The 24,281-nt window shown below is 45.7% G+C and carries 23 protein-coding genes and 1 pseudogene; 20 read left to right on the top strand and 4 right to left on the bottom strand.

The features are described from left to right. The first annotated feature begins 18 nt into the window (after positions 1 to 18). The 20 genes and pseudogenes from B9T26_RS11315 (at position 19) to B9T26_RS11220 (ending at position 19,270) form a co-directional block, all read left to right on the top strand. The gene (locus B9T26_RS11315; RefSeq protein ID WP_086199794.1) at positions 19 to 2,325 is read left to right on the top strand and encodes a RelA/SpoT family protein; all 2,307 of its coding nucleotides are present in this window, start codon (positions 19 to 21) and stop codon (positions 2,323 to 2,325) included. Positions 2,326 to 2,556: 231 nt separating this feature from the next. Beyond that, positions 2,557 to 3,195, top strand: coding sequence for a beta-ketoacyl synthase chain length factor (locus B9T26_RS11310; protein WP_086199793.1), 639 nt, complete (start codon positions 2,557 to 2,559; stop codon positions 3,193 to 3,195). Next, positions 3,189 to 4,002, top strand: a pseudogene (locus B9T26_RS11305) (lysophospholipid acyltransferase family protein). Before B9T26_RS11310 ends, B9T26_RS11305 begins: the two are co-directional and overlap by 7 nt. Further along, entirely contained in the window at positions 3,986 to 4,246 is a 261-nt protein-coding gene (locus B9T26_RS11300) for a phosphopantetheine-binding protein (protein ID WP_086199792.1), read from the top strand. The pseudogene B9T26_RS11305 and the gene B9T26_RS11300 overlap by 17 nt, the downstream one beginning before the upstream one ends. Before the next feature lie 9 nt (positions 4,247 to 4,255). Next, positions 4,256 to 4,504, top strand: coding sequence for an acyl carrier protein (locus B9T26_RS11295; protein ID WP_086174380.1), 249 nt, complete (start codon positions 4,256 to 4,258; stop codon positions 4,502 to 4,504). After that, entirely contained in the window at positions 4,501 to 5,055 is a 555-nt protein-coding gene (locus B9T26_RS11290) for a septation protein IspZ (RefSeq protein WP_086199791.1), read from the top strand. The genes B9T26_RS11295 and B9T26_RS11290 overlap by 4 nt, the downstream gene beginning before the upstream one ends. A 12-nt stretch (positions 5,056 to 5,067) precedes the next feature. Continuing rightward, on the top strand, positions 5,068 to 6,738 hold the full coding sequence (locus tag B9T26_RS11285; RefSeq protein ID WP_086199790.1) for an AMP-binding protein: 1,671 nt from the start codon (positions 5,068 to 5,070) through the stop codon (positions 6,736 to 6,738). A 12-nt stretch (positions 6,739 to 6,750) separates the two neighbouring features. Beyond that, positions 6,751 to 7,485 carry a glycosyltransferase family 2 protein gene (locus B9T26_RS11280; protein ID WP_086199789.1) on the top strand — a complete coding sequence of 245 codons (735 nt, stop codon included), beginning with the start codon at positions 6,751 to 6,753 and terminating at the stop codon, positions 7,483 to 7,485. A 55-nt stretch (positions 7,486 to 7,540) separates the two neighbouring features. Continuing rightward, positions 7,541 to 8,419 (top strand): acyltransferase, encoded by an 879-nt coding sequence (locus B9T26_RS11275; RefSeq protein WP_086199832.1) that lies wholly within the window; start codon positions 7,541 to 7,543, stop codon positions 8,417 to 8,419. Continuing rightward, complete coding sequence (locus tag B9T26_RS11270) at positions 8,419 to 9,951, top strand: HAL/PAL/TAL family ammonia-lyase (RefSeq protein WP_086199788.1); 1,533 nt, start codon at positions 8,419 to 8,421, stop codon at positions 9,949 to 9,951. Before B9T26_RS11275 ends, B9T26_RS11270 begins: the two co-directional genes overlap by 1 nt. 19 nt (positions 9,952 to 9,970) lie before the next feature. Further along, on the top strand, positions 9,971 to 10,390 hold the full coding sequence (locus B9T26_RS11265; protein ID WP_086199787.1) for an acyl-CoA thioesterase: 420 nt from the start codon (positions 9,971 to 9,973) through the stop codon (positions 10,388 to 10,390). A 53-nt stretch (positions 10,391 to 10,443) separates the two neighbouring features. Further along, positions 10,444 to 11,043: a LolA family protein gene (locus B9T26_RS11260; protein WP_227518805.1), complete on the top strand. Its 600-nt coding sequence runs from the start codon at positions 10,444 to 10,446 to the stop codon at positions 11,041 to 11,043. Continuing rightward, on the top strand, positions 11,018 to 13,342 hold the full coding sequence (locus B9T26_RS11255; protein ID WP_086199785.1) for an MMPL family transporter: 2,325 nt from the start codon (positions 11,018 to 11,020) through the stop codon (positions 13,340 to 13,342). Before B9T26_RS11260 ends, B9T26_RS11255 begins: the two co-directional genes overlap by 26 nt. A gap of 19 nt (positions 13,343 to 13,361) precedes the next feature. Beyond that, on the top strand, positions 13,362 to 14,660 hold the full coding sequence (locus B9T26_RS11250; protein WP_086199784.1) for an NAD(P)/FAD-dependent oxidoreductase: 1,299 nt from the start codon (positions 13,362 to 13,364) through the stop codon (positions 14,658 to 14,660). Between the two features lies 1 nt (position 14,661). Beyond that, the gene (locus tag B9T26_RS11245; RefSeq protein WP_171262991.1) at positions 14,662 to 15,228 is read left to right on the top strand and encodes a DUF3261 domain-containing protein; all 567 of its coding nucleotides are present in this window, start codon (positions 14,662 to 14,664) and stop codon (positions 15,226 to 15,228) included. Positions 15,229 to 15,239: 11 nt separating this feature from the next. Beyond that, positions 15,240 to 16,439 carry a beta-ketoacyl-[acyl-carrier-protein] synthase family protein gene (locus B9T26_RS11240; RefSeq protein ID WP_086199831.1) on the top strand — a complete coding sequence of 400 codons (1,200 nt, stop codon included), beginning with the start codon at positions 15,240 to 15,242 and terminating at the stop codon, positions 16,437 to 16,439. Continuing rightward, positions 16,436 to 16,873 (top strand): 3-hydroxylacyl-ACP dehydratase, encoded by a 438-nt coding sequence (locus B9T26_RS11235; protein ID WP_086199782.1) that lies wholly within the window; start codon positions 16,436 to 16,438, stop codon positions 16,871 to 16,873. The genes B9T26_RS11240 and B9T26_RS11235 overlap by 4 nt, the downstream gene beginning before the upstream one ends. Further along, complete coding sequence (locus B9T26_RS11230; protein WP_086199781.1) at positions 16,870 to 17,595, top strand: 3-ketoacyl-ACP reductase FabG2; 726 nt, start codon at positions 16,870 to 16,872, stop codon at positions 17,593 to 17,595. The genes B9T26_RS11235 and B9T26_RS11230 overlap by 4 nt, the downstream gene beginning before the upstream one ends. Further along, positions 17,595 to 18,815 carry a beta-ketoacyl-ACP synthase gene (locus B9T26_RS11225; RefSeq protein WP_086199780.1) on the top strand — a complete coding sequence of 407 codons (1,221 nt, stop codon included), beginning with the start codon at positions 17,595 to 17,597 and terminating at the stop codon, positions 18,813 to 18,815. Before B9T26_RS11230 ends, B9T26_RS11225 begins: the two co-directional genes overlap by 1 nt. A 20-nt stretch (positions 18,816 to 18,835) precedes the next feature. Further along, entirely contained in the window at positions 18,836 to 19,270 is a 435-nt protein-coding gene (locus B9T26_RS11220) for an excinuclease (RefSeq protein WP_086199779.1), read from the top strand. A 143-nt stretch (positions 19,271 to 19,413) separates the two neighbouring features. Here B9T26_RS11220 and secF read toward each other — a convergent pair whose 3' ends face one another. The 4 genes from secF to tgt form a co-directional block, all read right to left on the bottom strand. Further along, entirely contained in the window at positions 19,414 to 20,379 is a 966-nt protein-coding gene (gene secF, locus B9T26_RS11215; RefSeq protein ID WP_086199778.1) for a protein translocase subunit SecF, read from the bottom strand. A 10-nt stretch (positions 20,380 to 20,389) separates the two neighbouring features. After that, positions 20,390 to 22,288 (bottom strand): protein translocase subunit SecD, encoded by a 1,899-nt coding sequence (gene secD / locus B9T26_RS11210; protein WP_086199777.1) that lies wholly within the window; start codon positions 22,286 to 22,288, stop codon positions 20,390 to 20,392. 52 nt (positions 22,289 to 22,340) lie between these two features. Beyond that, positions 22,341 to 22,670, bottom strand: coding sequence for a preprotein translocase subunit YajC (gene yajC / locus B9T26_RS11205; protein ID WP_086195837.1), 330 nt, complete (start codon positions 22,668 to 22,670; stop codon positions 22,341 to 22,343). A 414-nt stretch (positions 22,671 to 23,084) separates the two neighbouring features. Further along, positions 23,085 to 24,215 carry a tRNA guanosine(34) transglycosylase Tgt gene (tgt, locus tag B9T26_RS11195; protein WP_086174398.1) on the bottom strand — a complete coding sequence of 377 codons (1,131 nt, stop codon included), beginning with the start codon at positions 24,213 to 24,215 and terminating at the stop codon, positions 23,085 to 23,087. Positions 24,216 to 24,281 lie beyond the last annotated feature (66 nt).

The raw sequence follows: 24,281 nt of genomic DNA, 5'->3' as shown, positions 1-24,281 counted from the left end.
AAAAAGTAGGAGTAGGGTATGGTCACAGTACGTGAGCAGCTTCCTGGACGTCTTAATGAGTTGTCGGAGGAAGCGACTGTAGAACATGCCGAACAAGCTCGACATGATTTGGCCGAATGGTTAAATCGGGTTCGTGGCATATTAGATGATACAGCACTCAAGCAACTCGAAGAAGTTGCACATCTGACTTTATATAAAGAGCTACAAACGACAGTCGATCATCGCTCAAATACCTTTTATACCGGCATTGAAATGGCGGATATTTTGGCGCATCTGCATGTCGATGAAGCGACCTTGTCTGCCGCAATGCTGTACCGTAGTGTTCGTGAAGGCGTAATGACGCTGGAAGAGGTACAGGAACATTTTGGTGAGCAAGTCTATGGGCTGGTGCAAGGCACACTGGCGATGGGTAAGCTTTCCGAACTGATTGAAAAGAACAAGCGTCTGGAAGATCATTTTAATAATAACCAGCGTGAACATTTAAGCGGCATTTACAAGATGCTGATTTCAGTGACTGAAGATGTTCGTGTAGTACTGATCAAGCTGGCAGAACGTACCTATGCCCTACGTGAGCTGACCAAAGCTTCTAGAGAGCGTCAGGAACGTGTGGCGCGTGAAATTCTGACCATTTACTCGCCTTTGGCGCATCGTTTGGGAATAGCCCAACTGAAATGGGAGCTGGAAGATTTAGCTTTCCGTTATCTGGCACCAGAACGCTATAAAGAAATTGCCTCTTTACTGAATGAAAAACGGCTGGAGCGTGAACAATATATCCAGTTTGTGATTGATAAACTGAAGAATGAGCTGGCTCAGTACAATATTGAAGCCGAGATTAGCGGGCGGGTGAAACACATTTATTCGATTTATCGAAAAATGAAAAGCAAGAACCTGAGCTTTGACCAGCTGTATGATATTCGTGCGGTTCGGGTATTGGTCAAAACCGTCCCTGAGTGCTATCACTCTTTAGGCATTGTGCATCAAATCTGGCGTCATATTCCGCATCAGTTTGATGATTACATTACCAATCCAAAAGCCAATGGCTACCGTTCATTGCATACTGCGGTCATTGCCGAAAACAAATCGCTGGAAGTGCAAATCCGTACCAAGGATATGCATGAAGAGGCCGAGCTTGGGGTATGTTCGCACTTCAATTATAAGGAAGGTGCCAAAAATACCGATCATTCCTTCAATCACCGTTTGCATTCACTGCGTGCCGTACTTGAACATTATCAGGAACGTAACGATGCCAGTGCGCATAAAGCAGATGATGAAACTGAAAATTTTGAACAGATTCAAGATTTCGAAGGCTTTGAAAAAATTTACGTGTTTAGCCGTGATGGGGATATTAAAGAATTACCGCGTGGCTCGACCGTTTTAGACTTTGCTTATCACGTCCATACTGAAGTGGGCAACAAGTGCTATGCGGCACGTGTGAATCAGCGTTATGTACCTTTGACCTATACTCTAAAAACTGGTGAACAGGTCGAAATTTTAACCAAGAAAGATCGCGAGCCGAATCGCGACTGGCTGGTAAATTCGCTCGGCTACATTAAGACCGCACGCGCACGTGACAAACTGCGTCATTGGTTCAGACAGCAAGACCGCAGTAAGAACCTGGAAGTGGGCCGTGAAATTCTCAATAAAGAACTTTCACGTCTGGCGATTCATCCTAAAAGTATTGATTTAAATGATTATTGCAATCACTTCAATGTCAAACTGGGTGAAGATATCCTGATTGGACTGGTGAATGGTGATATTAGCCTGCATGCCATGATCAATCAGATCAATCGTCATATGCACATTGGCCAGGATGAACCTGAACTGGTGCTTAAACCGACCTTGAATCCACGTGCCAGTCATACCTTGTCTGCACATGGTATCTTAATTGACGGTTTGGATAACGTGGAACTGCATATTGCACAGTGCTGTCAGCCGGTGCATGGGGAATCGATTGGCGGTTATATCACCCTGAACCGTGGTGTCAGTATTCATAAGGTTGCCTGTCCGGATTATGTACGCATGATTTCTCAGGAACCTGAGCGTGCTGTCGAAGCCGATTGGGAAATGCAGCCGACCCGTGGTCAAAGCGTACAGATTGTGGTGGAAGCGTATGACCGCCGCGGTCTGCTTAAAGACCTGACTCAAGTGATTTTCTCGGATCAGATCAATATTCGTCAGGTGAATACCATTTCCGAATCCGACGGTATTGCCAACATGAAACTGCTGATTGAGGTCAAAGGCCTGGCACAGCTTTCACGTCTGTTGGCACGTCTGGAGCAGCAACCCGGGATCATTAGTGCTCGCCGATTGGTGCAGGGCAATTAATTGAATCCTTAAATTCAGAATTGAAAAAACCAGCATCGTGTTGCTGGTTTTTTTATGTATAAGCAGTTTTCAACTCAATTATTAATAAAATACGCAATTAAATCAAAACTATAAATTTAAGTAATTAATATTATACAAGATACTTTTTGTGTAATTTTTATTACAAATGCTATAATCCGGCCAATAAAATGGCCTTGAGCCAAACGATTAAAGGGTGTGGAAATTACGGCAATGCTTCAAATCAATGTGTCACAACTGTGCATGAGTCGTGCCGATGAAACAGCTCCAGCCCTCGAACAAATTCCGGCCATGCAGCGCAGACGACTGTCGGGGATTGCCAAATTGGCATTAAGCAGTGCCATTCATTCGCTGAATTCCGAAGCGGTGGATTATATCGTCTGGGCATCGCAGTATGGTGATGAACATAAGACGCTAAAAATTCTGGCCGATGTACTGCAAGATCAAACACCATCACCGACCCAGTTTTCAACTTCCGTACATAATGCCATTGCCGGCTTATATTCGATTTTATGTCAGGATGCGACACCATCAACCAGTTTGGCTGCATCGTGGAGTGAAGCCCTGATTGAAGCTTATGCCTGGTTAAAGACCAGCGGTCGGCCCAATGCACGTGTATTGGTGGTGTATTACGACGAGGCTTTACCGGCAATTTATCAGGAAGCTCCACTTTTCAATGCTTTTGCCATGTCGGCAATCATTGCGCTTGAAGCAGCAAACTTGCAACTGGACATGCATGCGTTAAGCAATCATCGTCATAAATATCTCGATGCTCAGAATTTTTATGATTTTTGGCAGCAATCTGAACAGGATCTAAAACATCCTCAAACTCAGGCATGGCAAAAATGTTAAAGCGTGATCAGATCAAACAAAAAGCCAACTACCTGTGGCGTGTTGGCGCGACCGGTTTTAGTTTTGCCAGTTTTGGCATTGGCGGTGTGGCCATTGGTGCTCTGGTGGCTCCTCTGGTGAATTTATCGACCCAGAACCCAAGTTTAAGACAGCAGCGTACCCAAAAAGTCATTCAGCACAGTTTCAAGGGCTTTACCGAAATGATGGTAAAACTTGGAATTATGACCTATGACATTGAAGGATTAGAAAAATTACAGCACAGTAAGCAGGAACTGGTGATTGCCAATCATCCTACCCTGGTAGATGTGGTGGTACTGATTGGTTTGATGGAGCAGGCCAACTGTGTCGTGAAACAGGCGCTGTGGTCGAATCCGTTTACCAAAGGTCCGGTGCAAAATGCCGGCTATATTTTAAATGCCGGTTCTGAAGAGTTTATTCATGACTGTGTGGAAAAATTACAGCAGGATCAGTCAGCGTCGTTGCTGATTTTTCCGGAAGGTACACGTACGGCAAAAGGGGAATTGCTGAATGAGTTTCAGCGTGGGGCTGCTAATATTGCGATTCGTGCCAACGTGCCGATTCGTCCGGTACTGATTACTTGTACGCCTTCAACCTTAACCAAGAATGAAAAGTGGTATCACGTTCCTTCACGTCCATTTCATATTCACGTGAAAGTACTGGATGCCATTCAAGTCGATGATCTTTTGGAGAATACCACCGTAAATCCAAAAAATGTGCGTCAGCTCAATCATCAATTACACCAAATTTTTAACCAAGAGTTATCTAAAAAATGAGCAATCTTGCTGATGAATTAAAGCAAATGATTATTGATGTTCTCGCTCTTGAGGACATCAGCATAGAAGATATTGAAACTGAAGCACCTTTATTTGGCGATGGCTTGGGTCTAGATTCTATTGATGCATTGGAACTCGGTTTGGCTTTGAAAAAGCGTTACAACATTCATTTGAATGCTGAATCGGCAGAAACCAAACAGCATTTTAAATCAATTCAAAGCCTGGTGGCTTTGGTTGAAGCACAGCAACAGGCATAAGAGGTTGGGATGTTAACTCAGGAACAAGTACTGGAAAAACTTAGAGAATGGATGGAAGATCTGTTTGAAATTACCCCTGAAGATGTTCAGCTGGATGCAAATTTAGCCACAGATCTGGATGTCGACAGTATTGATGCGATTGATCTGGTGGTTAAAATTAAGGAATTGACCGGTAAACAGGTCAATCCTGAAGATTTTAAAAGTGTACGCACAGTGCAGGATGTGGTGACTGTGATTCAGAACATGTCTGCTGCATGAAACTGATCTTGAAAGGGATAGTGGCAATCGGATTGATGCTCTATCCCTTTTTAGTGGGCTATAGTTTGGCACATGGACAATATGTCTGGGTCAGTAGCCTGCTGATTGTTTTGGGTCTAGTGCGCTTGTTCAGTAAGGGTAATGCCTTGCTGTGGCCTTTAACCGGATTTGCGATTTTGTGTGGCAGCTTGAGCCTGATTTTAAAAGATCATGCCTGGCTGAAACTGTATCCGGTGTTTATGAGTGTAGGGGCATGTATGATTTTTGCCTCCACTTTAATTCGACCACCGTCAATGATTGAACGTTTTGCCCGTCTGGCAGAACCGGATTTACCCGAAGCAGGCGTGATCTGGACCCGTAAAGTCACCATCGTTTGGTGTGGTTTTTTTGTATTGAATGCTCTGATTGCCTTGGCAACCGTGCTGTTTGCCTCTATGCAGACCTGGGTGCTGTATAACGGCTTTATTTCCTATGTGTTGATGGGACTATTACTACTGGGCGAATTTATCTTGCGTAAGCGACAGCAGCGCTTAAATCAAATTCAGGAATAAAAACAGAATATTATGTTGTGTCATTTTCAAAATCATCTCCATTCACTGAAACCGCTGTGTATTCAGCCCGATTTAAGCCAAGTCCGTTTTCAGGAATTCTGGCAGGATGTGATACAACAAAGCCATGCCATTGAGTCACTTTTACAGGACAGTTGGGCGCTTTGGGAACCCGACAGTTATCAATTTTTAGTGCTGCTGTTTGCGGCACTGCTGGCCAAAAAACAGGTGCTGCTGCCACCCAATCGGGTCAGTGATCTGGAAAAAGAACTGGCAGAACAGAACATTTATTTTTTACAGCGTCAGCCGGTCTCTGCTTCACAAAATCAAACGATTGAACTGAATCTGGATGATGCCTTTTTAAATCAGGCGCAGATCTATTTTTACACTTCCGGTTCTACCGGTCAGCCGAAAAAAATCCCGCGCAGCTTGCGTCAGTTACTCAATGAAGTGCAGGGACTGGATGCCAGTTTTCAGTTAGCTGAACAGGCGATTGCCATCGCGACAGTGAGTCATCAGCATATTTATGGTTTGCTGTTTAAGTTGCTATGGCCGCTGGCAAGCGGGCGCTGTTTTTATCAGGCACAGCTGGCTTTCCCGGAAGATGTCGCCGATATTCAGAAAAAATTAACTGCTTTAAATATTCAAAATTATGTGATTTCCAGTCCGGCATTGTTAAAACGCTGGACTCAGGATGTGCTGTTGCAAGATTGCTTAACCGTATATTCATCTGGTGGAAAACTGGAATCCGGTGTACGGCCGTATCTGAACCGGCCGATTACCGAAGTGTTTGGCAGTTCGGAAACCGGTGGGATTGCCCACCGGCAGCAGGATGATGCCTTGTGGACACCGTTTGCCAATGTCGATATACAGGCTGGTGAGCAGCAGGAACTCCAGGTCAGAACCAATCATGCTTTTAGTGCAGACTGGATTTTGACTGGCGATAAAGTTGAACTGCTTGAAGCAGGTAATTTAAAAAGTCCATTCCGCTTGCTGGGGCGCTTAGACCGTATTGTTAAACTGGAAGAAAAGCGCTTAAGCCTGGATTCGATTGAGCAGAAAATTGTCGAGCTGGATGACATGCTGCAGTGTCATGTGCTGATTCTGGAACGGGAACATCGTCAGATTTTAGCCTGCGTTGCGGTATTGTCAGAGCAGGCCAGACAGCAATTACAAAATAGCAGTAAAGCCCAATATGTCGCGGCCTTAAAAGCCCAGTTGAAAGCCAAACTGGAAAGCATCGCCATTCCAAGACAGTGGCGTTTTTTGACACAATTACCGCAAAATTCCCAATCTAAGCTGAATAAACAATACATGAAATCCTTATTTCAACCTATGTTATTGCCTATTGTATTGGAACAACAGAATGATGCGGATTCGGCGTCATATCGTTTAGAGTTTTCACCTGAACTGGAATGCTTTAAAGGGCATTTTCCGGACTATCCTATTTTCCCGGGTGTAGGTCAGATCGGGTTTATTCAGCATTTTTCCCGCCAGACTTGGGCCGATCTGGAATGGTGTAACGGTTTTGAGCAGTTGAAATTTCAGGATCTGATCAAGCCTTTCATGGTGCTGCAATTAAAATTAACCAGAAAATTGCACAAAGTCAGTTTTGAACTCAGCCATGCAGATCAGACCTTGGCCTCTGGACGATTGTTGTTTAAAACACCGAGCGATCAGATTTAAAGGTAAATGTATATGCAGCAATGTTTTGTGATTCCAGTTTATAACCATCCTCATTATATTGAGGCCCTGGTTGAGCATTTGGATCATTTTCAGAAGCCGATCATTCTGGTCAATGATGGCAGTGATGCTGCATGTACTACGCTTTTACATCACATTGCTGAACAGAATACAAGCGTGGAGCTGGTTGAACATAGCCATAACCAAGGCAAAGGACAGGCGGTCATCACCGGTTTGCGTCATGCCTATAAACTAGGTTTTAGCCATGCCTTGCAGCTTGATTCGGATGGTCAACATGACTGGCAGGATGTAGCCAAATTCCTTGAAATTTCAGCACAGCATCCCGAGGCGATGGTGATTGGTCAGCCGATTTTTGATGAGTCTGTACCGAAAAAACGACTTTATGGACGTTATGCCACGCATATCTGGGTGTGGATCAACAGCCTGTCTTTTGACATTAAGGACAGCATGTGCGGTTTCCGGGTTTATCCTTTAGCCGCTACTATTAAAGTACTGGATTCTGCAAAATTTCAGCCACGTATGGGTTTTGACAGTGAAATTCTGGTGCGTCTGAAATGGGCCAATGTGCCTTTTATCAATGTACCGACCAAAGTGATTTACCCTGAAGGCGGTATTTCTCATTACCATGTCTGGCGAGACAATCTGGGCATGAGTAAGGCTCATGCCAAATTGCTGGGCGGGATGCTGATTCGTTTGCCAAAATTGCTGGCACAGAAAGTAAAAGGTTGATTCTGTGGCCGAGCTAAATTCAAGCAAATGGAGTGACATTCAGGAACGTGGCGGCATGACCTCACTGAGTCTGGTACTGGCATTCTATCGTCTGGGTGGCCGATGGTTATGCCGGGCACTGATGTATTTTGTGATTCTATGGTACTGGTTGTTTTCGACCGTCGCGCGTCAGGCTTCGCTGCAATATTTAACCCGATTACATCATTTTGCCGGCAAAAATTCTCCATTTCCGCATACCCCGAGTCTGGCACATAGCTATCAGCATTTCATGCAGTTTGGTGAATGTATTCTGGATAAAATTGAGGGCTGGCTGGGTAAAATCCCGGAGCAGCAACTGGTTTTGCATGGACACGAACATTTCCGGGCACATTATCAAAAAGGCGCGGTGATTGTGGTATCGCATTTTGGCAATATTGAATTGCTGCGTGCCATCAAGTCGGAACATCCCCAGAAAATTAATGTCTTGGTCTATCAAAAACATGCCACCAAATTTAACCAATTCCTCAAAAAGCTCAATGATCATGCCGATGTCAATCTGGTTTCAGTAGATGAACTGGGTATTGAAACGGCCTTGGTATTGCAAGAAAAGCTCGATCGAGGGGAATGGGTCATAGTTGCAGCAGATCGTGTGCCGGTGCAGTCGGATCGGGTACAACCGATTTCGTTTTTAGGCGAACAGGCCAACTGGCCACAAGGCGCGTGGATTCTCGCCAGTCTGCTTAAAGTTCCGGTGTTGGCAGTGTTTTGTTATCGAGTTGAAAATCAATTTGAAGTGCATATTCATTCGATAGCCGAGCAATTGAATTTTCCGCGTAAAAGCCGTATTCAGGCCATGCAAAATACGACCCGTCAATATGTGACATTACTTGAGCAGCACTGTATTCGTGCGCCCTATCAATGGTTTAATTTTTATAATTTCTGGAACAAACAATAATGCAAGTGTTAGTTGTTGGGGAAAATCCACTTTCAATTGAAGATGTTGTCGCTGTAGCGCGTCAGGAAAAATCAGTGGCTTTGCCTGCCGGTGCTGAATGGAGCGAATTGATTCAGCGCGGCGCCGATTTTCTGGATCAGTTGCTGCAAGACGAAGGCGTGATTTATGGCGTCACCACCGGTTATGGGGATTCCTGTCTGGTCGAAATTCCCGCGCATCAGGTCAATGAACTGCCTTTGCATTTATCACGCTTTCATGGCTGCGGTTTGGGTCAAAATCTGGATTTAATCACTGCCCGTGCAGTGGTTGTAACACGCCTATGTTCGCTGGCACGCGGTTATTCCGGTGTTTCACATGCACTGCTGGAACGTCTGGTGTGGATGCTGAATGAAAATGTGATTCCGGTGATTCCCTCTGAAGGTTCGGTTGGCGCCAGTGGCGATTTAACCCCATTGTCCTATATCGCCGGAGCTTTGGTTGGTGAACGTGATGTTTACCATCAGGGACAGATTGTTCCGATCAGTCAGGTATATGCAGAAAAAGGCATGCAGCCCTTGGTGATGCGTCCTAAAGAAGGTCTGGCACTGATGAACGGCACCGCGGTGATGACTGCCATTGCCTGCCTGAACTATAAAAAAGCTGAGCAAATCAGTTTGGCCAGCACCTGTATTACTGCGCTGAATGTATTGGCCCTAGAAGGCAATCCGAGTCATTTTGATGAAGTGCTGTTTGCGCAAAAGCCGCATCCGGGCCAGCAAAATATTGCCGCACAACTGCGTGACTGGCTGAACAGCGAAGTGCAAACCGAACATCAAAGTTCACGTTTGCAAGACCGTTATTCGCTACGCTGTGCGCCGCATATTATTGGTGTGTTTGAAGACTCTAAACCCTGGTTACGCCAGTTTATTGAAAATGAACTGAACTCGAGCAATGACAATCCGCTGATTGATCCGGTGAATTTGCGTGTGTTGCATGGCGGTCATTTCTATGGCGGTCATATTGCCCAGGCCATGGATAGCCTGAAAATCATGATTGCCAATATTGCCGATTTAATGGATCGTCAATTTGCGCAACTGGTGGACTATAAAATGAATAATGGTTTGCCACGGAATTTGACCGGGGCAACCGATGAGCGTTTGCCGCTGAATCATGGCTTTAAAGCGGTACAGATTGGCGTGTCAGCATGGACGGCAGAGGCCCTAAAACAGACGCTTTCTGCTTCGATTTTCTCGCGCTCGACCGAATGTCATAACCAGGACAAGGTCAGTATGGGCACTATTGCGGCACGTGATGCCAGTCGGGTGATTGTCCTGACTGAACAGGTGATCGCGGCACTGTGCTGTGCCAGTGTGCAAGCGGTGAACTTAAAAGGTTTAGATGGCAAGTTAGCTGAAGTCTTGACTGCCTTTAAAGCGTGGGTCTTGCAGACATTTGACTATGTGGTAGAAGATCGACCATTGCAACAGGAGTTGCAACAGCTGGTGGATCGTCTGGAAAATTTAGAATTGTTAAGTAGTGAACTCGTTTGCTAAACGTGATGGGAAACAGACTATGCATGCCGATGTGATGATTGAAGTGCCATTTCATGATGTGGATACCATGGACGTGGTCTGGCATGGGCATTATTTGAAGTATTTTGAAATTGCACGCTGCAAATTGCTGGATCAGTTTGATTATAACTATAAGCAGATGCGTGATTCCGGCTATGCATGGCCTGTGATTGAAAGCCACGTGCGTTATGCGCATGGCATCCTGTTTGAACAGAAAATTCGCGTGCGTGCCATTTTAAAAGAATGGGAAAACCGCCTGAAAATTGAGTATCAAATTTTTGATGCCCAAAGCGGTAAAAGGCTGACCAAAGGTTATACCACGCAAGTGGCGGTACATATTGAAAGCCGTGAAATGTGTTTCCAGTCACCACAAATTTTATTGCAGCGTTTACACGCTTGGTCTGAGTTTAAACCGGAGTAAAGCAGATGACATCGATTAATCTACAACGTGCAGTATGGCTGGTTTTGGCTGCAATGCTGTCTCTGACCATGTTGCTGTCGCAAGCTGTACATGCACAAAATCCGCAGCTCAGACAAATTTTTAGCCAGCTCGCCGAAACTCCAACCGTGCGGGCCAATTTTGAACAGCAAAAAAAATTGGCGAGCATGAATAAAACTTTTGTATCCAAAGGCACGGTTTTGTTTTCCAAGTCGCAGGGCGTGATCTGGAAAATTCAAAATCCGGTCAAAGCCGACCTGATTGTGACCCCACGTAAACTGGTACAGAAAACCCAGCGCACCTATAGCCAGATTGAAATTGATAAATCGCCTTATGGTTCGGTAGCGACCATGTTCTTGCAGCTGATGTCGGGTAATGAGGCTGCAATCGCCAAAAACTTTAATGTTGTTTCGGCAAGTTATAGTCCTGCGCAGTGGAATGTGACTTTAACCCCGAAAAGCAGTCTGTTTAAAAAACTGTTTGTCCGTGTTGATGCACAAGGGCAGCGTTATGTTGACCGTATTGTGATTCGTGAGAAAGCCAATAACAGCACCACCATTCGCTTTAGCCAGCAAACCACTCAACCCCAAACTTTAACGGCTGAGGAAAATGCACTTTTCCAACTGGCAAAATAAATTTACTGCACTGTGGCTGATTGTACTCAGCGTGCTTGCGATCACGCTGGGTAGCGCGTGGCTGAAAAAAGAGATTCATCTTCAGACCAATATCTTTGCCTTATTGCCGGAAGCGAATCAAGACCCAAGACTGGAACGGGCGCAGCAGTATGTCAGTCAGCAATTGAATGACAAAGTCTTTGTGGTGCTGAATGCCAAAGATGATGCAGCCTTGGCCCAAGCCACCAACGCCTTTAAGCAAAGCGTGGCAGAAAGCGATTTATGGCAGCCCTTAAATGCACAGCTAGACAGTGACAAGTTTGCACAGGTGCTCTATCAGCATCGCGCTGGCTTGCTCACTGTTGATGATCAAAAGCTGCTGCAACAACAGGATTATGCCTCCCTGACAGATCAAGGTTTATTGCAAATCATGAGTCCGGGAATGCCTGTGACGGCAGAGCTATTACAACAAGATCCGCTGCTGTTGTTCCCGCGTTATGCCATGGGCTTATCCAGTTTACAGATCAATGCTGATATTGCGTTGGAAGATGGCTTTGCCACCATTCGAGATGATCAAGGGATTTCACGTTTGTTGGTTTTAGAGCTAAAAAACAGTCCGTACAATATTGATTATCAGCAAAAAACTGCCATCTGGATTGAAGAGTTAAATTCAAAGCTAAAACAGATGCAGGTGCAACCGCATTGGACTGGTACTTTGCTATTTGCCCAATTCGGTACCACTTCGGCTGAAAAGGAAATTTCTACTATTGGGGTAGGTTCGACCATCGGGATTTTCCTGTTAGTGCTGTTTGGCTTCCGCTCGGTTCGCCCGATGCTGACTGAAATGATTGCCGTGGGAACCGGATGTCTGGTGGCATTCGCCATCACGCATTGGGTATTTGGTGAAATTCACCTGATGACCTTGGTGTTTGGTGCCAGTCTGGTCGGGGTTTGTGTCGATTTCTCGTTTTACTTTATGGCCATGCAATCGCAGCATCGGCATATCAACGGCTTTGCAGTACTTAAACCGCTGTTGCCAAGCCTGTTTATGGGTCTGATGACCACCTTGGTCGCTTATATTTTCCTAAGTTTTACCCCCTTTCCAGGCTTTAGACAGATTGCGGTATTTTCGATGGTCGGGCTGGCTGCTGCATGGATCACCAGCGTTTTATTGTTGCCAAGATTGCCACCTTTAAATGCTGAACCGGCCATTCGCCGTTTAAGTTTTATTGGCAAGGCACGCTCCTGGCTACAGGCTCGAAAAGGCCTGCGTTATGGCATTATCTTCGTCATTGCTGTGGTCACAGGCAGCAGTTTGATGTTGCTGCAAAGCAATGATGATATCCGTAACTTGCAAAGTATGGATAAGAAGCTGCAGCAGGAAGACCAGTATGTACGTGAACGCTTTATGCAGCAGCAGAGCAGTGAATACTTTGTGGTGCATGGCAACACGGCTCAGGAACTGGAACAAAACGAACAGCATTTGCTACAAAAATTGCAAGTCTTACAGGCGCAAAACAAGCTTCCAGGCTTCCAGGCTTTAGGCCAATGGCTACCATCAAAAGCTATACAGCAACACAATATTGAGTTGTTGCAGGCCATTCCAGCCAGTGCCTTACAGGACTATGCCGCAGCCTTGCAACTGAATCCGGCAGAGGTATTGGCTTGGCAAAAACAACTGGCCCAGCAGCCTTTACTCAGTTCTGCTGAAATGAGCCAGCATCCTTTGGCCTTTTTACAAATGAGTCCAACCGAGCGTCTGGTGCTGTTGCAAAATGTGCATGATGTAACTGCCTTGCAGCAGCTAAATAGTCCGCAGGCCCAATTATTGCGTCCGGTGAACCAGCTGTCTGACTTGTTCCAGCAGCACCGTATTCAGGCGCAGTGGTTACTGGTTTCAGCCTTGATCTGCCTGATGATAGGTCTGGGCATCATTTATGGCATCAAGTCAGTTTTGCCTTTGGTGCTACCGGTGAGTCTGGCCTTAATGACCACCTTTGCCATTCAGGCCTGGCTGGGTGTGGAAATCAATCTGTTCAGCATCATGGGCACTTTCCTGATTATCGGGATTGGGGTGGACTATGCCATTTTCTACCGTCACGGACATGATCATCCCCAAGTGGTGGGCATGGCCCTATTCCTATGTATGATGTCGACCTTGCTCGGTTTCGGGTTATTATCCTTTAGCCAGACCTATGCCATTCACTGCTTTGGTCTGACCGTGTTACTTGGGGTTATTTTTTCATTTATCTATGCAACATTGTTTACATCATCGGATGCCAAACATGTTGTGCTTCAACAATATCAGCCAAAGAGCTGAGAAAATAAGGTACCGTGCAATGAGCACTATGCAACATACAGATGTATTAATTATCGGAGCAGGCCCATCGGGGAGTTCGGCAGCAGCATTACTGCGCCAAAAGGGCTATCAGGTCACGATCATCGAAAAACAACATTTTCCACGCTTTTCCATTGGCGAATCATTGCTGCCGCAATCGATGGTATTTCTGGAAGAAGCTGGCTTGCTGGATACAGTGCGTGAGCATGTCGAACAGTTTGCCTTCCAGTTTAAAAATGGCGCGGCTTTCTTAAAGGGTACGCAGCGCAGTTTTTATGATTTCCGCGAGAAATTTACCGACGGTCCAGGCACCACCTGGCAAGTACGCCGTGCCAATTTTGACCATGTACTGGCACAGCAGGCAGAAAAATACGGTGCAGATATCCGTTTCGGCCATGAAGTGATTGATGTGGATGTTGTTCCAGAACATCCGGTGTTAACCGTAAAAGATGAACAGCAAAATGTGTATCAGATTCAGGCTAAATTTTTACTGGATGCCAGTGGTTTTGGCCGAATTCTGCCGAAGTTTTTGAATCTGGAAAGTCCATCCGATTTTCCGGTACGTCGTGCCGTGTTTACCCATATTGAAGATGGTATTCTGGATGATCCGGAATTTGACCGTGAAAAAATCCTGATTACGGTACATGCTAAAGATCCGCGTGCCTGGTACTGGCTGATTCCATTTGCCGATGGCCGTTCATCTTTCGGTGTGGTGGCAGAACAGGATTTCTTTGAGCACTATGGCTTTGATGGCAGTGCCGATTATGATTTAGAAGCCCTGTTTAAACGTATTCTGGCGGATGAAGAAAGCCTGTCACATGTACTGCGCAATGCCAAATTTGACACGCCGGTGCGTACCTTGGTCGGCTATTCAGCCAATGTCAAACATCTGGCAGAACGTAACTATGCCTTGCTCGGCAATGCTGGTGAATTCCTCGATCCGGTATTCTCTTCAGGCGTGACCATTGCCCTGAAATCTTCCAGTCTGGCGATTCCTCTGGTCGATCAGGTGCTGCAAGGCCAGCCGGTGAACTGGATGGAGCAATATGAAAAACCGCTGCGTCAAGGCATTCAGGTGTTCCGTGCCTATGTGGAGTCGTGGTATAGCGGTGAATTTCAGGATGTGGTGTTCTCGAAAAATCAGGAGGATAAAATCCGCCGTATGGTGTCATCGCTACTGGCAGGATATGCTTGGGATACCACCAATCCGATTCATAAAAATGCCAAAAAGCGTTTAAATACTTTGGCAGAATATTGCCGTGATCCACAGCTACAGCAAACAGAACTGAATGGTGCTTAAGATGAAACTGAAATGGACGGCGATGTTAATCAGTGCAGTGCTACTGTGTGGCGGCTGCCAATCCATGTTGCCTAAAGCGCAGGGCTTGGCAACGGCTAGCTGGGCTGCGCAAAACTACCAGCGTCAGGATCAGTTAGAAATTCAGTGGAAAGACCAGAGTTTTAGCTTTTTGCTGTATCAGCAACAGCAGGGTTCAAAGCTGGAAATGCTGGCTTTGACCCTGACCGGACAGCAACTGTTTAAGCTGAGTTTTGATGGTCAGAGAGTGCATGTCGAACAGCGCATCGAGCAAATGAAACTGTTGCCGTTTGAATTTGTGGTGCGCGATATTCTCTATGCAACTTATCCGAATTTTGCTCAGCTAAAGCAGCAGAATGTCAGAATTGAAACTTCAGCTCAGACACAGAAAGTATTTATCAATCAGCAGCATGTGCTGAATATTCAGCAGCAGGATGATGCCATTGAGCTGAATAATGTACAGGTGCCGTATCAAATGGTCATCAGTCGCATCAATGATGGCTTGGAAAACTCAGATGTGGAAAGTACAAATCTGGAAAGCACTGAATAAGAGGGATGGGTATGGACGATAAAATCACGACACAACATCCTGCGGTGGGTATTCAGTGTAGCGTCGGCTTATCTGCACTTGGCAATAGCACTGAACAGATCAGGCAGGCGCTGACTACACCGCAAAATACCTTGAGCCTTCGTTCAGGATTTATTCCTGAAAAACAGGTTTGGGTGGGTGCTTATCAACAGTCCTTAATCGATAATATTCCAGCATTTTTGCAAGATGTAGATTCGCGTAATCTACGTTTTGCCTTAACCGCTTTAAGTTCAATTGAAACCGAAATCCGTGACTATACCGCGCAATTCGATCGTAAGCGTCTGGCGATTATTCTGGGCACTTCGACTTCAGGTATTGCCGATAATGAAAAGTTGCTGAAACAGCATTTCGTTAATCAGGCAGATGTAGAGGTTCAGCACTACAAACAGGAAATGGGCAGCCTGGCTAAAGGCTTGCAAACGTATCTGGGCTGGGAAGGTCCGGCATATACCATTTCCACCGCCTGTTCTTCCAGTGCCAAAGCCATGGCGGCAGGGCAGCGCCTGATTAATGCCGGTCTGGCCGATGCTGTACTGGTTGGGGGTGTCGATACCCTATGTAAACTGACATTGAATGGTTTTCATAGTCTGGAAAGTCTGTCTAATGATTTATGTCAGCCCTGTGGTGCGCAGCGTGACGGGATTAATATTGGCGAAGCAGCGGGATTGTTTTTATTGTCCAAAGAAACTGCACCGGTGATGCTGATGTCAGCCGGCGAGTCGATGGATGCCTGGCATATTTCCGCACCGCATCCGGAAGGCAAAGGCGCTGCCGAAGCCATGCAAAAAGCGCTGGATATGGCTGGGATTAGCGCAAACGATATTGGTTACCTGAATATGCACGGCACAGCGACCCCGCAAAATGATGCCATGGAAATTAAAGCGGTTCAGACAGTATTTCAGTCCTATGAGGTGCCGATCAGTAGCAGCAAACATAAAACCGGACATTGTCTGGGTGCAGCGGGTGCCATTGAAGCGGTGATTTGTCAGCAGGTATTAGCCGATCAATCCTGGTTACCACTGCATCACTCGGGTAGTATTGACCCGGAACTGGACGAAGCCAACTATGTGCTGGATGCAGCATTACAACAACCGATTCATTATGTGATGAGCAATTCATTCGCATTTGGCGGCAGCAATATTAGTTTGATTTTTGGAACAAAACTGAAATGATGGATGCAGTACAGTTTATCCCGCATGAACAGCCAATGGTGTTTGTCGATCATCTGATTGAAGCCAATGATGTGTTTGCCATTGCGGAATTGGTGATTCGGCCTGAACTGATGTTTTGTGAAGCTGAAGGTTTACCGACCTGGACCAGTATTGAGTTGATGGCGCAGACTATTAGCGTCTATGCGGGGCATAAAGGAAAAATGTCGGGCTTGCCACCGAAAATCGGGTTTTTATTGGGTACGCGTAAAATGCAGTTGCCCGTGCCTTATTTCGCTTTAGGGGAAACCCTACGGATTAAAGCCGAACAAGGCTATTTACATGAGGGGCTGGGGCAGTTTCACTGTGAAATTGAATACCGGGAACATCGCTTTAGTGCCATGTTGAGTGTATTTGAGCCGCCAGAAATGAAAGAAGAGATCAGGAAGTCAGTGTGAGTAGACGAATTTTAGTAACCGGCTCAAGCCGCGGAATTGGTAAAGCCATTGCCTTGCAACTGGCACAGGCAGGATTTGATGTCACCGTCCATGCACGCTCCAGACTACAAGAAGCCGAACAGGTCGTGCAGGAAATTCAGGCCTTGGGACAAGCCAGCCATGCACTCTTATTTGACGTAAATGAGCGCGAAAAAGTCATGCAATTGCTGGAGCAAGATGTTGCAGAACATGGCGCATTTTATGGTGTGGTATTGAATGCAGGCTTAACCCGTGATGCAGCATTTCCGGCTTTAACCGACAGTGACTGGGACGAAGTGGTTTCGACTTCTCTGGGCGGTTTTTATAATGTTTTAAAACCGCTGGTTATGCCAATGATTCGCCTGAAACAAGGCGGACGTATTGTGACCCTGTCTTCTGTGTCAGGCTTGATGGGCAATCGGGGACAAGTGAATTACAGCGCGGCAAAAGCGGGCTTAATTGGTGCGACCAAGGCTTTGGCATTGGAACTGGCGAAACGCAAAATTACCGTTAACTGTGTGGCACCCGGGCTAATTGAAACTGAAATGGTCACCGAAGAAGTCAAAGAACATGCCTTAAAAATGATTCCGTTACAACGCATGGGGCATGTCGACGAAGTGGCCAAAGTGGTGAAATTTTTATGCAGTGATGATGCCAGTTATATCACCCGACAGGTGATTTCAGTCAATGGGGGCTTGATTTGATGAAACGTGTTGTGGTCACGGGCATGGCCGGGATTACCTCTTTGGGTGAAACCGCGGAGCAGATTTTTAGTCAATTTGAACAGGGTAAAAGCGGTATTCGCTACATGCCTGACTGGGAAGTGTATACCGACTTGCGCAGCAAACTGGGCGGCCCGGTCGAATCCTATACCATCCCAAAGCATTTTAACCGTAAAGTGACCCGCGGCATGGGACGAGTGGCTCTAATGTCAACCGTATGTGCGGAAAAGGCTCTTGAAGATGCAGGCCTGTTAAATGACCCAATCTTAAGCAGTGGTCAAACCGGTGTGGCCTTCGGTTCATCCGCAGGCAGTGTCGATGCAATTGGCGAATTTGGCAGCATGTTGATTGATAACAACATGAACAAGCTGAATGCCACCACTTATATCCGCATGATGTCGCATACCAGTGCAGTCAACATGACCGTTTATTTTGGCTTGAAAGGCTTAACTCTGCCGACTTCAAGCGCCTGTACCTCGGGTTCTATGGCGATTGGTCAGGCTTATGAAGCGATTAAGTACGGCAAGCAAACCGTGATGCTGGCAGGTGGTGCCGAGGAACTCAGTGCTGCCGGTTCTGCGGTATTCGATGTATTGCTAGCTACCAGTAGCCAAAATGAACATCCGGAAAAAACACCGCGTCCATTCGATAGCAAGCGTGATGGCTTGGTGGTCGGTGAAGGTGCAGGCTGTTTAATTCTGGAAGAATATGAGCATGCCAAAGCACGTGGCGCCAAGATTTATGCAGAAATTATCGGTTATGGCAGCAATACCGACGGTCAGCACGTCACCCGTCCAGATTCCGAGATGATGGGGCGCTGTATGGAGCTGGCCCTGGCAGATGCGCAAATTGCGGCAGATCAAATTGATTATGTCAATGCGCATGGAACATCCACCGATCAAGGCGATATTGCAGAAACCCAAGCCACTGCTCGCGTACTGGGCAAGAAACCGATCAGCTCACTGAAAAGCTATTTTGGGCATACTCTGGGGGCTTGCGGTGCGATTGAGGCTTGGCTCAGTATTGAAATGATGCAGCGTAGCCAGTTTATACCGACTTTAAATCTGGATGAAATTGATGTGGCATGCGGTGATCTGGATTACATCGTCAAACAATCAAGAAATATGCATGCCGATATTATTATGAGCAACAATTTTGCTTTTGGAGGAATCAATACCTCCCTGATTTTTAAACGTGTCTAACAACAACTAGAGGGTACATTATGTTCATCAAAAAATTAGCACTTACAGCTGCATTGTGTTTGGGTGGGGTAGTTTCAGCTCAGGCCGCAGATCAAATGCATGACTTCAACTTTCAGGAAGCGGTCAGTCGTGCCGTTGCTGACGGTACGCTGGACGGTTCGGTTAAATTTTATTTGGCGGGTACGCGTGCTGGTGGCAAAGTCATTCAAAAAGGTTTGGTGACCAACAAAAAAACCAATGGCTTTGCCAAATCTGCTGAAACATCATGTGATCATGTATTGCGTTCAGCCTTGATCCAGTTCCAGAATACTGCCAAGGCAAAGGGGGCCAATGCCGTGACCAATATCGTGAGCTACTATAAGGCTAATGAGACTAAGAGTAGTACCACTTATCAATGTGCCAAAGGCATGGCGGTTGCAGGGGTAGCATTAAAAGGGGATATTGCAAAGCTATAAGCTTGAGCATTTCAATTTATAAAATGTCTAGTTAAAGGTACAGCGTTTTGTATTTTTGACCTGCATAAAAAAGCCCATATTGTGATGGGCTTTTTTATATCTATTCAAAGAAGGTTAGATAGAAACTACTTCGATCGCTTGGATCATTTAGGAATTTCTTCTTCTTCAAATTCAGGTTTAACCTGAACAATAAAGTCCTGACGGTTCAGACCACGCCATAAGGCAAATGCAGTACCAATATAAATTGAAGAATAAGTACCGACAAATACCCCAATAAACATGGCAACAGAGAACCAGTGCAAACCTTCACCGCCCAGGAACATCATCGCAACCACAACCAGCAATAAGGTCATAGAAGTGTGAATGGTACGACGTAAAGTTTCAGTCAAAGAAATATTGACCACTTCACGAGGCGTAGCACCGCGAATCTTACGGAAATTTTCACGGATACGGTCAGAAACAACGATGTTATCGTTTAGCGAGAAGCCTAAAAGCGCCAGAATGGCAGCCAGTACGGTTAAGTCAAACGGCCATTGCATCATGGCAAAAACACCAATGGTTACAATGACATCATGGAATAACGAAAGCACCGCACCTACCGCTAGCTTGAACTCAAAACGAATGGTCACGTAAACCAGCATTAATAGCAATGCCAAGGCTACAGCACCTGCCGAACGGACATAAAGTTCATTACCGACTTGTCCACCGACAGAATCTACCTTGTGGACTTCAGCCGGATTGTTAGGTAATTGTGCCGCTTTGGTGATGGCGTTATTCAGGTCTTCTACTTCAATGTCCTGAACAGGCATACGAACCAAAAGATCTTTGTTGCTACCGAGGGTTTGCACCACAGCATCTTTAAAACCGGCCTGATTCAAAGCCTGAATAACTTCGACCTGATTGGCAGGTTGCTTATAGTTCAGCTCGGCAGAAACACCGCCAGTAAAGTCCAAACCGAGGTTTAGACCTTTGGTGGCAATAAAGAAAATGCTGGCCAAGGTTAAAAGAATAGAGATGATTGCCGCAGGTTTGGCAATCTTCATAAAGTCTATGACGCGCTCATCATCCGGGCGACCGTATTTCTTTTGCGGTTGAGTCATATCAGTCATCTTCGATCTCCTAAATGCTCAACTTTTTCAAGTTACGTTTTTTGCCATAAATAATTTGCACAATCGCACGAGTCACAGTAATGGCTGTAAACATCGAGCAGACAATACCAATCATCAAGGTGACCGCGAAGCCCTTAATCGGGCCGGTACCGATGGCAAATAGAATAAACGCAACCAGGAAGGTGGTTAAGTTCGAGTCAAAAATGGTGTTATAGGCTCGATCATAACCCGCGACAATGGCCTGTTTGGGCGAGGCACCCCATTTCATTTCTTCCCGTATCCGTTCACAGATCAGTACGTTGGCATCGACCGCCATACCAATGGTGATCACGATACCGGCAATACCCGGAAGGGTGAGGGATGCACCAATCCATGACATCACTGTCAGGATCATTGCCAGGTTAGCCACCAGGGCGAAGTTGGCAATTAGACCGAATAGACGGAAGAATACCACCATCCAGATTGCGACCAGAATGAAACCGATTTGAGTCGATAACACACCTTTGTCAATGTTTTCCTGACCCAGGCTAGGACCAACCACTCGTTCTTCGACGAAGTACATCGGCGCAGCAAGGGCACCGGCACGAAGCATCAATGCAAGTTCAGCCGCTTCTTGTGGTGAATCCAGGCCGGTAATACGGAACTGAGAACCCAATACAGCCTGAATAGTTGCCGCATTAATGATCACAGATTCAGCATACGGGGTACGAACTTCAGTTTGCGCACCAGTCACAGGATCTGGAACATAACTGATCTTCTGCTTGTTCTCGATGAACAATACCGCCATGCGTTTACCAACTGCATTACGGGTTGCATCGGCCATCAGCTTACCGCCAGCACTGTCCAAAGTAATGTTTACTTCAGCACCACCGCTATCTTGGCTAAAGCCACTTGAAGCGTTTTGTACACGTTCACCCGTTAAAATACGGTTGCGGTTGAGCAGTAATTGACGACCGCTATCCAGCGATTCATAAGCAAAAGCTTCTGTACCTGGTGGAAGTGTGCCTTTTACCTGACCCGTATATGGATCGATATATTGGTCATTCAAATCGGAAACGATACGGAATTCCAGGTTCGCTGTACGACCCAAGACACGTTTCGCTTCAGCCGTGTCTTGCACCCCTGGCAGTTCAACCACAATACGGTTGCTACCTTGAGTTTGAACCAATGCTTCCGCTACGCCTAACTCGTTAATACGGTTACGTAAAGTAGTTAAGTTTTGATTCACCGCATACGACTGAATTTCTTGCTTGCGTACATCGGTATAGTTCAAGCGTAAAGTTGAACCCGAAGCAGAAGCAAGCGCCTGCTGGTTGAATTCATTACCATTACGGCGCAAGAAGTCCATCACCGCTTCACGGTCGCTGTTATTGGCAAACTGTACGGTAATGGTATTGTTATTCAAAGCCAGGCTGTTGAATTTTAACTTGTTGTCACGGAATTGACGGCGTAAATCGGTCGCCGAGGTTTCCATGCGCTGGCTGATGGCCTTGTCCATATCCACTTCCAGCAAGAAGTGCACACCACCACGTAAATCCAGACCCAATTTCATGGGTTTGGCACCAATTTTTTGTAGCCATTCCGGAGTGGTTGGAGCAAGGTTCAATGCAACCACATAATTATCACCAAGCCCACGACGTAACACTTCTTTGGCTTTTAATTGTGCTTCAGAAGAATCAAGACGTAAAAGGGCAGCATTATTGCTAAAGCTGTTGTCATGGCTGGTAATTTTTTCACTTTCTAATAATTGCTCTGCTTTTTGTACGATGCTTTGGTCAATCTGGGTACCAGCTTTGGCACCAGAAATTTGAACAGCAGGTTCATCGGGATACAAACTAGGCAGGGCATATAATGTACTGATCAGCAAAACCACGATGATCAGCAGATATTTCCATGCTGGGTAACGCATCTGTTTTCTTCTTAAAATGAAAAAGTCGTGCAAGGGCACGACTTATTTTTGATTAGAGATTATTTAATGTGCCTTCAGGCAGAACTGAAATCACACTTGCGCGCTGAATTTTTACTTCTACGCCACGGCTTAATTCAACCACTGCAAAATCACCCTCAATTTTAGTGATTTTACCCATCAGACCACCCGCAAATACCACTTCGCTTCCTACACCCAGGCTTTCAACCAAAGTGCGGTGTTCCTTGGCACGTTTCGCTTGAGGGCGCCAGATCAGGAAATAGAAGATTGCGACAAATACTGCAATCATCAAAAGGTTGGTTACCAAACTTGGTTGTTGTGCAGCTTCACCTGCTGCGTGAGCAGTAGAAATAAAAAGGCTCATTTCAATTTCCTAAACTAAAAAATGTATTAGGGTCTGTAGACACTTCGTCTATGTTTGCGACTGTGAGTATTTTTTAGGCAATACGAGGCGTGAAATACAAAATTTAGTTATTCTAAATGCGTAGTTCACAACGACGTAGTGCCAAAAAATACTCCAGTCCCCAGCTGCGCCTTGCGCTGCAAACAAAGCAGTGCTTTGTTTTTGCTCAGGTTGTGGCTAAAATTATCTCAGACTGCGTTATGAAATTTAAAAATGGAATTACCATTCTTTGCATTTCATTCCTTGCCTGCTCAATTTTAGCCTACAACGCAATTCATTTATGAAATGTCAACAGACCCTATCAACTACATGATAAATAAACTGACTTGTTCTGCAATTTACCTTGTCTTTTTCTTCAGCGCAAATGCTGAGAGATTAATCTTCAGGACAAGGCGGGACTTCTAGACCACGACGCGCATAAAAATCCTGAACATATTCATCAAAAGTACCATTATCTAACGCATCACGGATGTCTTGTGTAAATCTTTGGTAATAACGCAAGTTATGAATGGTACCCAGCATGGAACCTAGCATTTCACCGCATTTTTCCAGATGGAACAGGTAGGCACGGGTGAAGTTTTGACAGGTATAGCAGTCGCATTCAGAATCAAGCGGACTTTGGTCATGACGATATTTGGCATTACGGATACGCACCAGACCGTCTGTCACAAAATAATGACCGTTACGTGCATTACGGGTTGGCATCACGCAGTCAAACATGTCTACACCACGACGAATGCCTTCCACGATATCTTCCGGTTTACCCACGCCCATCAAGTAGCGTGGCTTGTCTTCCGGCATTTTCGGTGGCAGATGATCCAGGATCTTGATCATTTCTTCTTTCGGCTCACCGACAGAAAGACCGCCAATGGCAAAACCATCAAAATCAATTTCTTTTAAGCCCTTCAGTGATTCATCACGAAGATCTTCATACATACCGCCCTGGATAATACCGAACAGGGCATTTTTATTTTTTAACACATCATGATGATGGGTTTTACAACGTTTGGCCCAGCGTAGCGACAGCTGCAAAGATTTTTGCGCTTCTTCACGAGTGGCAGGGTAAGGCGTACATTCATCAAAAATCATCACGATATCTGAATTCAAGGTATGTTGAATATCCATTGAAATTTCAGGTGATAAAAAGACTTTTGAACCATCAATTGGCGAACGGAAGGTCACACCTTCTTCTTTAATTTTACGCATTGCACCGAGGCTGAACACCTGGAAGCCGCCTGAATCGGTTAAAATTGGTTTATTCCACTTCATGAACTCGTGCAAGCCGCCATGTTCACGAATCACATCCAGACCTGGACGTAAATAAAGATGGAAAGTATTACCTAAAATAATCTGAGCTTTAATATCTTCTACATCACGTGGGAGCATGCCCTTGACTGTACCGTAGGTACCGACCGGCATAAACACAGGGGTTTCCACCACGCCGTGTTCAAGTGTTAAACGACCACGACGGGCACGACCCGACTGACCTAATTTCTCAAACTTCATAAAATATCCTGAACAAGAGCAAAGCACTGCATGCAGTGCAAGAGCGAAAAAACAGTTCGCCGCTAA

Origin of the sequence: Acinetobacter sp. ANC 4169, assembly GCF_002135355.1 — a bacterium.
GTDB lineage: Bacteria > Pseudomonadota > Gammaproteobacteria > Pseudomonadales > Moraxellaceae > Acinetobacter.
Note: the sequence above shows the minus strand (reverse complement) of the source record. Positions and strands in the feature narration are given on the sequence as shown.

Excerpts from the sequence above, each read along its gene's own strand:
- B9T26_RS11315 (WP_086199794.1), top strand. The coding sequence starts at position 19 with ATGGTCACAGTACGTGAGCAGCTTCCTGGACGTCTTAATGAGTTGTCG.
- B9T26_RS11310 (WP_086199793.1), top strand. The coding sequence starts at position 2,557 with ATGCTTCAAATCAATGTGTCACAACTGTGCATGAGTCGTGCCGATGAA.
- B9T26_RS11300 (WP_086199792.1), top strand. The coding sequence starts at position 3,986 with ATGAGCAATCTTGCTGATGAATTAAAGCAAATGATTATTGATGTTCTC.
- B9T26_RS11295 (WP_086174380.1), top strand. The coding sequence starts at position 4,256 with ATGTTAACTCAGGAACAAGTACTGGAAAAACTTAGAGAATGGATGGAA.
- B9T26_RS11290 (WP_086199791.1), top strand. The coding sequence starts at position 4,501 with ATGAAACTGATCTTGAAAGGGATAGTGGCAATCGGATTGATGCTCTAT.
- B9T26_RS11285 (WP_086199790.1), top strand. The coding sequence starts at position 5,068 with ATGTTGTGTCATTTTCAAAATCATCTCCATTCACTGAAACCGCTGTGT.
- B9T26_RS11280 (WP_086199789.1), top strand. The coding sequence starts at position 6,751 with ATGCAGCAATGTTTTGTGATTCCAGTTTATAACCATCCTCATTATATT.
- B9T26_RS11275 (WP_086199832.1), top strand. The coding sequence starts at position 7,541 with ATGACCTCACTGAGTCTGGTACTGGCATTCTATCGTCTGGGTGGCCGA.
- B9T26_RS11270 (WP_086199788.1), top strand. The coding sequence starts at position 8,419 with ATGCAAGTGTTAGTTGTTGGGGAAAATCCACTTTCAATTGAAGATGTT.
- B9T26_RS11265 (WP_086199787.1), top strand. The coding sequence starts at position 9,971 with ATGCATGCCGATGTGATGATTGAAGTGCCATTTCATGATGTGGATACC.
- B9T26_RS11260 (WP_227518805.1), top strand. The coding sequence starts at position 10,444 with ATGCTGTCTCTGACCATGTTGCTGTCGCAAGCTGTACATGCACAAAAT.
- B9T26_RS11255 (WP_086199785.1), top strand. The coding sequence starts at position 11,018 with ATGCACTTTTCCAACTGGCAAAATAAATTTACTGCACTGTGGCTGATT.
- B9T26_RS11250 (WP_086199784.1), top strand. The coding sequence starts at position 13,362 with ATGAGCACTATGCAACATACAGATGTATTAATTATCGGAGCAGGCCCA.
- B9T26_RS11245 (WP_171262991.1), top strand. The coding sequence starts at position 14,662 with ATGAAACTGAAATGGACGGCGATGTTAATCAGTGCAGTGCTACTGTGT.
- B9T26_RS11240 (WP_086199831.1), top strand. The coding sequence starts at position 15,240 with ATGGACGATAAAATCACGACACAACATCCTGCGGTGGGTATTCAGTGT.
- B9T26_RS11235 (WP_086199782.1), top strand. The coding sequence starts at position 16,436 with ATGATGGATGCAGTACAGTTTATCCCGCATGAACAGCCAATGGTGTTT.
- B9T26_RS11225 (WP_086199780.1), top strand. The coding sequence starts at position 17,595 with ATGAAACGTGTTGTGGTCACGGGCATGGCCGGGATTACCTCTTTGGGT.
- B9T26_RS11220 (WP_086199779.1), top strand. The coding sequence starts at position 18,836 with ATGTTCATCAAAAAATTAGCACTTACAGCTGCATTGTGTTTGGGTGGG.
- secF (WP_086199778.1), bottom strand. The coding sequence starts at position 20,379 with ATGACTGATATGACTCAACCGCAAAAGAAATACGGTCGCCCGGATGAT.
- secD (WP_086199777.1), bottom strand. The coding sequence starts at position 22,288 with ATGCGTTACCCAGCATGGAAATATCTGCTGATCATCGTGGTTTTGCTG.
- yajC (WP_086195837.1), bottom strand. The coding sequence starts at position 22,670 with ATGAGCCTTTTTATTTCTACTGCTCACGCAGCAGGTGAAGCTGCACAA.
- tgt (WP_086174398.1), bottom strand. The coding sequence starts at position 24,215 with ATGAAGTTTGAGAAATTAGGTCAGTCGGGTCGTGCCCGTCGTGGTCGT.